Here is a 7,411-nt window from a genome sequence, read left to right on the forward strand (position 1 = left end):
ATGCAAACGTAATCAATTATGCCTCGGCATAATTGCGTCCGGAATCGGCTTTGTGCTTGCACAAAGAACTCCTTTCCGATTCCGTGACATCCGCCGGAGGCTTTAACTTCTTCCAGTGGGTGTTTGGACACCCGCTGAAAGAAGTTAAAATTTCAATTCAGTATTTGATTTTCCAGATGCTAACGGAACAACTTCAATGACACATTTGAGAGGAGCAAAGTACCAAGATTTGATGTTATTAAAGGCTGAAGAAGTTAACACTTCTGACTCATTCATTATTAATTTATTCTCTAGTGATATTTATAGTATTTATCAAGCAGCATTGAAAAATAAAACGAAAATAATTCAACAACCGACAGTTCAACCATGGAATGCCAAAGAATTAATTTTAGAGGATCCTGATGGTTATGTTTTCACAGTAACAGAAAGCGTGGATGCCAATAAAGATTTTGATACTGTCATTGACAATGTTAAAAGTCAATTATAGTAATAATAAATTATGACATGTTTGCAACAGCAGAAACACGTTCGCTTGTTACACTACTTGTGTTTAATAGAGGCTGTATGTATTCAAGTGCGATTGCAGAGTGATTAAAAAGAATCAAGTTCCATTTACATTGAAGGAAATAAAATCGGTAAGTAGTATCCTTGATTCCTACAAATAGACAATACGATTGCTGTGTTAACTAATTGATCTTTATTACTACTCCAACGCAGTTAAACAAAATAATAGAAACTGTCTTTATTTACAAGAAGAGCGAAAGTCAACATGCTTCTATTTTTCAATTAAAACATGTTATTGAATCATTGCTGGAAGACCCTATCGAACAAAGCTAGTTTGATAGGGTCCAAATCAATTTATCGGAACATTTTTTGGATTTATCGGAACAATCCTATGGTTTATCGGAACAATTTATTGATTTATCGGAACAATTTCAAGGTTTATCGCCCTAATTTTTAAATTTATCGCCTAACTTTAATTTATCGCTCAACTTTTTAAATTTATCTACCACCTTTTTAAATTTATCTACCAACTTGTTTTATTTATCACCCAACTTTTTTAATTTATCTACCAACTTTAATTTATCACCCAACATTTTTAATTTATCGCCCATCTTCCCAATAAAATCAAAGAATAGCTAACTCCTGCGAGTTTTGTGAAAATGACGTCCACCTTTGCTCACTCCAACATCCATCAGTGCAAGTTGAATATAAGAGACACGAACGCCAAACTGAAACATCGTTTACTGTTTTGAATTTTACAGTGTGCTTTTCAAGGCATCAGGTCTATTATAATTATTATTATTATTTAGTAATTTATTATTTAGTAATTAATTATTAATTAGTAGTGACGGTTAATCCGTTAGCGGGTTTTCCGTCAATGGAGTAACCGTTATCGGATTTTCAGTCGGCGGTGTAATAGTATTTGAATACTAAAGAGTTTCTCGATCAGAACTACTGAGATTAATGCCTCCTTGTTAGTTATATACATATTAAGAGATGATATAGGGACATCAACTACGAAGTATTTTGGCAGGAAATATAAGAATCTTAGCAGCCGATATAATAAAATAATATTCAAGAAATCAAAATAAACTATAGAACGAAAACATTTGAACCAAAGCTGGTAAAACGGTATAAGATATAATAAAAAAATCATGTCATTTTAAATTTGAGCACTCTTTGATATATTTGAATCCATAGAACTATAGAAATATATCTAAAGTGGGTATCTCATGATACACTTTTCAATATAGACATTTTAGTTAGGAGTCTTTACATTGAAATCATTTTTAGCTGTTGGAATTGGCGGATTTTTGGGTGCCATCTGTCGATATAGCCTTGGTCTGGCACTTTCAAATAACGGTGGTTTTCCATTTGCGACACTTTGCATAAACATAATTGGTTGCTTTTGTTTAGCATGGCTATTTACAACGTTTACAAAGCGTACGCCTATAATTTTAGGAATTGGTACTGGCTTTTTTGGTGCCTTTACAACCTTTTCGACATTCTCTTTAGAGACGCTATTACTTTTGCAGGATAGTAAATGGCTACAAGCGGTTCTTTATATTTTAGGGAGTGTTTTTGGCGGTTTAGCTTCTGCATGGCTAGGATTTAAGGTAGCAAAGGGGCGCATCGTATGATAATTATTGGCATCGGTGGCTTTTTGGGTGCACTAACAAGATTTTATCTAGGAAAATTGATTGTCCATACATACCCATGGGCAACATTTTTTATTAATATAACGGGTTCTTTTGCGCTTGGCTTTCTATTTGCATTACATCCAACTGATTGGATTTGGCATTTTATAGGGCTTGGTTTTTTAGGAGCCTATACGACTTTTTCAACATTTGGTTTTGAATGTTTGCAGCTCTTTGAGCAGAAAAAATGGAGACAAGCAATTATTTATATAGGCACTACAGTTTTATTCGGTTTACTTTTCGCGACACTTGGCTTTTTCCTTGGGTAGCAGCATTTATGAGAAACTAGAGGTGATTTTTTGACACAGCCATCCATTGAACAATTAGAAGCGCTCGAAGCTGAAATTGAACAAACACTATACACTTTAATCGACCTAGAACTAGAAGAAAACTTTCCGGAAATGAATACACGCTTTGCACAATTGCTTGCAAAGGTTCAAGCAGCTCAGTTAATTGATTATAAACTTGATGTCCTCGTTGACCCTCAAGCATTTGCTACAGAAACATGTATTCTACTAAAAAGTTTAATAGAGGCAAAGGCTAGACCACATAAAAGACAACGCCTCCTAACACATCGTATGATTTTAAAAATATGGCTACGGAAAAATCAACGCTTTATGAATGAATTTTTACCCCAAATGTTTTAGGCGCCTCTCGATCTCTCAAGGGCGCCTTCTTTTATATTTACTTCTTTTAAGTCCCCTTCAATTGTTACACCAAATTTCCACAGCAGTACAAAAAATCGCAGTTCACTATCCCCTGTTACTTGTTCAAATTCCTTCTTAAATATTTCAGAATATAGCTTTAATTAAAAATATGTTGCAAATATTGATTTTTTATTATAATATTTATTATTGTGAAAAAAAATAATATATTTGCTTCTTATCAAGAGAGATGGAGGGACTGGCCCGATGATATCTCGGCAGCGGAACTTATGATTAAGTTACTGTGCCAAATCCAGCAGGCAAAGGCTTGATAGATAAGAGGAGTGTTTTATAGATATAAGGCCTCTTCTTGTTGTTACAAGAAGAGGCCTTTTTTCGTAAAAAAGAATGGACAAAAGACGTGTCCAATTTTATTTTTTGGAGGTAGACATGAAGAAAGAGAATCCATGGGCGTTGATCCCATTTGTTGTTTTTTTGATTTTATTTATTGGCTCAGGGGTTATTACAGGTGATTTTTACGCCTTCCCTGTCATTGTAGCCATTACCATTTCAGGCGCTGTGGCTTTGGCGATGAATCGAAAAGAATCGTTTACGCAAAAGGTTGATATTTTTTGCAAAGGCGCAGGAAATTTAAATGTTATGCTGATGGTTATTAYTTTTCTCTTGGCTGGTGCCTTTTCAGCGGTAGCAAAAGGCATGGGGGCAGTGGACTCCACTGTAAACTTTGCTTTATCGGTCGTACCACCAAACCTGCTTGTCGTAGGCTTGTTCATCATTGCCTGCTTTATCTCCCTATCGATGGGTACATCGGTAGGAACGATTGTTGCACTGGCGCCAATTGGAGTTGGGATAAGCGAGCATATCGAACTTTCCATGGCTTTAGTAATGGCAGCGATTGTTGGCGGTTCGATGTTTGGCGATAATTTATCCTTTATTTCAGATACAACAATTACTGCCGTTCGTTCACAAGGTGCACAAATGAAAGATAAATTTAAGGTGAATTTTTGGATTGTGTTGCCGGCAGCTATTGTAACGAGCATTATTTTAGGGATTATCACAATGGGTGAGACGGCACAAGTGGAACATTTAAGCTATAGTTGGATAAAAATTGTTCCCTATGTTTTGGTTATTATTTTAGCGTTAGCTGGAATGAATGTTTTCCTTGTTCTGGTATCTGGGATTGTTCTCGCCGGGGCTGTTGGCTTAGCGGATGGCAGCTATAATTTAATGAGCCTTTTTCAAAAGATCGGCGAAGGAATGTCAGGCATGTATGAAATGGCATTTCTTGCGATACTAATAGCTGGAATGGTGGAGGTTATTAAGTTTAACGGAGGGATTGACTTTCTTCTTCACCTTGCAACAAAAAGGATTAAATCGAAAAAAGGTGCTGAATTTGGCATTGCCGGCCTAGTGGGCTTAACAAATTTATCTACGGCTAATAATACGATTGCTATTTTAATTGCTGGTCCGCTTGCAAAAAATATTGCTGAACAGTATGGGATTGAGCCGAAAAAGTCCGCAAGTATATTAGATATTTTCTCCTGTACGATCCAAGGCCTTCTACCATACGGAGCCCAATTCCTGGCAGCCGCAAGTGTAGCCGGAATATCACCTGTGAGCATGCTGCAATACTCTTTCTATCCAGTCCTTATAGGAATTTGCGGAATCATCGCTATCCTCATCGGATACCCGGCAAAAAAGGCAGCCTGAACTTTATCACTTTAAAAAAATTGATTTTACATTAAAATAATCCAATTGTTTTGAAAAAAGATTAATCAAAACGATTGGATTTTTCTATTTGAGGCAAGTCTGCAATCAAGCTATGAACAACTGCGTTAATTATCTGATTTGTACCGCCGTATACGGAACAACGTACAGTGGTGTGAGAGATTAAGGGGCTAGTCGCCCTCTCCTACTCCATGAACTGATTGCGGACCGAATGTGTTCCACAACTGTTAATAAAGATAAATTCTGGTTCGTTTGATTCGATATTGTTTGTTTGAGAATTATTACTCCTTATCCTTAAAATACATGTCCACATTTCCTATGTAAATCGGACCGTGAGAAAGAGCTTCCAGAGGCATATAAGGAACACATTATCCGAAGTATGCTCAGATGACTGTCACCATCCTGCGTTTTGCTTAGGGATGAATACAAAAGGAAAAGACGAATTAACTCCCGCTCAACAGCTTAACATCACGGATAAACAATTTACCCTGAATGATATATTGTATTTCATGTAATATCACTCCGAAAAAACAGGAATGATTTTTTTATAAGGAAAAATGAAATTTTATGTTAAAATATTCCCAATATTTAGTTAGAGTTATTTTCTAAGAAAATAATAAAAATCAATTTATTTGGGGGAATAATTTTATGGTTGAGCTAAAGGAAATAGTGTCTAAATTAGATGCTGAACTCGATATAAATTCATTTGGAAAGGATGATTCTTTTAGTCGGTTCATTCCAAGGGTTTATGACCCATTAAACTTTGATTGGCAAACCGCTTTCGAAAAAAACTTTGTGGAATTATTTAATGGTCTGATGTTAAAAGGGAATTCAACTGTCGAGAAAGTTTTTCTTGCCGTTTTCCCTACCGATAAAGTATTGGAACGGTTTTTAGAAGAAAGCAATAGTGGAGATTTATTATTTATGCACCATCCCTTGTTGATGGAGTGCGGAGACCCAAAGGGGAAATGGGGACAAGGCTTTATACCAATTAAAGAAAAATACATCAACAAAATCAAAGAAAAAAATCTATCAGTTTATACTTGCCACATTCCTTTGGATTGTCATAAACAATTGGGGACGAATATTGCAATGGCAAAAGAACTAAATGCACAAGTTCTTGTTGATGATACATTAAATACAAAAAATGAATATGTCTTATATTGCAATATCGAAATAACAAATACCGCTAACTTGATTTCCGTCTTAGAGAATACTTTTGACATCCCTTATGTTGATTTTGAGGGTCAGGAATTAGATAACATTCAAAAGGTTGCGATTGTTGCTGGTTGTGGTGATGTAGTTGATTGGATGAAAGAAGCAGAAGAAAACGGTGTCCAAGCCTATATTACTGGTGAAATTCATTGCCATATTGATAATGATTATGGGAAACAAAAATATAAACAAATGATGAAATATGTTTCAAATACTTCGATGTCTTTAATTGGTGTTTCCCATTCGGCATCAGAATATCTTGTTCACAAAACTTTGATGAAGGGGTGGTTCGAGAAGAACTTTAACATTGAGACAGTTTTAATCCCACAAGAGAAATGGTGGTTATAAAGGTATTAAACGATATTTAAAAGAGCTTGGTAGCCCAAGCTCTTTTTTTGCGAATTTAACTGTGATTTACATAAAGAAAATTATGTGTTTTAGCCTGTGAATTTCATTGTGATTATTAATTTTGCACCCCAGAAGTAAACCCGTTAAAGCTTCAGCTGTTCGTTCTTTATATAAGCTTTGATTTTAATCGTAGGTTTTTCCACATATGATAGTAAACTCCACCAGAAGTCATCACTGCTGGAACAGTAAAAATAAAGGAATATGTAAATCCTTGCTCTGCAATGTGATGAATTGTCCCAGTGGTAAATGTCATAAATACCCACAAAACCATCGTTAAAGCAAGAGATATGGATGCTACTAGATTTACAGGCTTTGCAAGACGCGCTAATTTATCAATCGAAGACTCGGCGTCACTATAAATGGGGGTAGTTTCTGGTGCTGCCTTAAATATATGCATATCGGCACTAGAACAAACATGTGTCCAGCCACCGTAAGCAAATAGCTCAAAATACTCCTCTTCTTCATCCTTCGGTAATTTACGATAATCAATACTAAAAATGACGTCTTCTGGTTCACCTTTCTCTAGCCCATAGCCAGCACATCGAATTTTTTTTAAATGCCAGCCTTTTGCCGCTTTATCGCTTAATTTTTTCATATCGCGCTCCTCAGAAAAGGCTAAACCATATGATGCCATATATCTCTTATTTCGCACTATTTTTGCCCCCTTTGTAGTCCCTGCTCTGCCAACTGAATCATGACCTTTCTTCTTTCAATATCTTCGAGCAATATTTCTCGACCTTTATCCGTTAAGACATAGACCTTTCTCCGAGAATCCGAATCATCATGTAACTGAATAAGATGTTCAGCTAATAGTTTTTTAATAATTGTATAAAGGGATGCTGGACCAACTACAAAAGTACCCTTTGTTGTCTCCTCTATTAAACTCATCACTGCATAGCCATGTCGAGGCTCCGTTAAGGCAGCCATAATATAAAAAACAGAATCTGTTAACTGCTCTAATGATTTCATTGTCTACACCTCCAATATATCATAAAACGATATATCATTAAATAATATATCATTTTGTGATATATAGAGCAACTCTAAAAAAATCCCCTCACAAGTCTGATATGCTCCCCTTTAGGTAGACAGATTAAAAAATAAAAATCTGTTTATCTAGGGGGGCATTTTTTTATGGCTCGAAGTAACCACTCAAAAGATGAAAAATTAGCAGTTCTAAGACTTCTTTACAAA

At 35.7% G+C, this 7,411-nt stretch carries 8 protein-coding genes and 1 riboswitch; of the genes, 6 read left to right on the forward strand and 2 right to left on the reverse strand.

All coding sequences use genetic code 11. The features are described 5' to 3' along the window. Positions 1 to 196 precede the first annotated feature (196 nt). The 6 genes from AC1DCY_RS18395 (at position 197) to AC1DCY_RS18420 (ending at position 6,157) form a co-directional block, all read left to right on the forward strand. Positions 197 to 487, forward strand: a complete 291-nt coding sequence (locus AC1DCY_RS18395; protein ID WP_477352498.1) for a VOC family protein — start codon at positions 197 to 199, stop codon at positions 485 to 487. Positions 488 to 1,781: 1,294 nt separating this feature from the next. Further along, a complete protein-coding gene (gene crcB, locus AC1DCY_RS18400) occupies positions 1,782 to 2,144 on the forward strand; it encodes a fluoride efflux transporter CrcB (protein WP_477352500.1) in 363 nt (120 codons plus the stop codon). Further along, the gene (locus AC1DCY_RS18405; RefSeq protein WP_477352502.1) at positions 2,141 to 2,470 is read left to right on the forward strand and encodes a fluoride efflux transporter FluC; all 330 of its coding nucleotides are present in this window, start codon (positions 2,141 to 2,143) and stop codon (positions 2,468 to 2,470) included. The genes crcB and AC1DCY_RS18405 overlap by 4 nt, the downstream gene beginning before the upstream one ends. Positions 2,471 to 2,500: 30 nt before the next feature. Further along, on the forward strand, positions 2,501 to 2,848 hold the full coding sequence (locus AC1DCY_RS18410) for a hypothetical protein (RefSeq protein ID WP_477352504.1): 348 nt from the start codon (positions 2,501 to 2,503) through the stop codon (positions 2,846 to 2,848). A gap of 232 nt (positions 2,849 to 3,080) precedes the next feature. Beyond that, positions 3,081 to 3,187, forward strand: a riboswitch (SAM riboswitch). Between the two features lie 108 nt (positions 3,188 to 3,295). Continuing rightward, on the forward strand, positions 3,296 to 4,576 hold the full coding sequence (locus AC1DCY_RS18415; protein ID WP_477352506.1) for a Na+/H+ antiporter NhaC family protein: 1,281 nt from the start codon (positions 3,296 to 3,298) through the stop codon (positions 4,574 to 4,576). A 666-nt stretch (positions 4,577 to 5,242) separates the two neighbouring features. Further along, positions 5,243 to 6,157, forward strand: a complete 915-nt coding sequence (locus tag AC1DCY_RS18420) for a Nif3-like dinuclear metal center hexameric protein (RefSeq protein WP_477352508.1) — start codon at positions 5,243 to 5,245, stop codon at positions 6,155 to 6,157. 166 nt (positions 6,158 to 6,323) lie between these two features. Here the strand turns inward: AC1DCY_RS18420 and AC1DCY_RS18425 are convergent, their stop codons facing one another. Both AC1DCY_RS18425 and AC1DCY_RS18430 read right to left on the reverse strand, forming a co-directional pair. Further along, positions 6,324 to 6,869, reverse strand: a complete 546-nt coding sequence (locus AC1DCY_RS18425; protein ID WP_477352510.1) for a DUF2812 domain-containing protein — start codon at positions 6,867 to 6,869, stop codon at positions 6,324 to 6,326. Next, positions 6,869 to 7,186 carry a PadR family transcriptional regulator gene (locus AC1DCY_RS18430; RefSeq protein ID WP_477352512.1) on the reverse strand — a complete coding sequence of 106 codons (318 nt, stop codon included), beginning with the start codon at positions 7,184 to 7,186 and terminating at the stop codon, positions 6,869 to 6,871. The genes AC1DCY_RS18425 and AC1DCY_RS18430 overlap by 1 nt, the downstream gene beginning before the upstream one ends. Positions 7,187 to 7,411 lie beyond the last annotated feature (225 nt).

It is taken from the genome of Lysinibacillus sp. 10T31 (genome assembly GCF_056394365.1).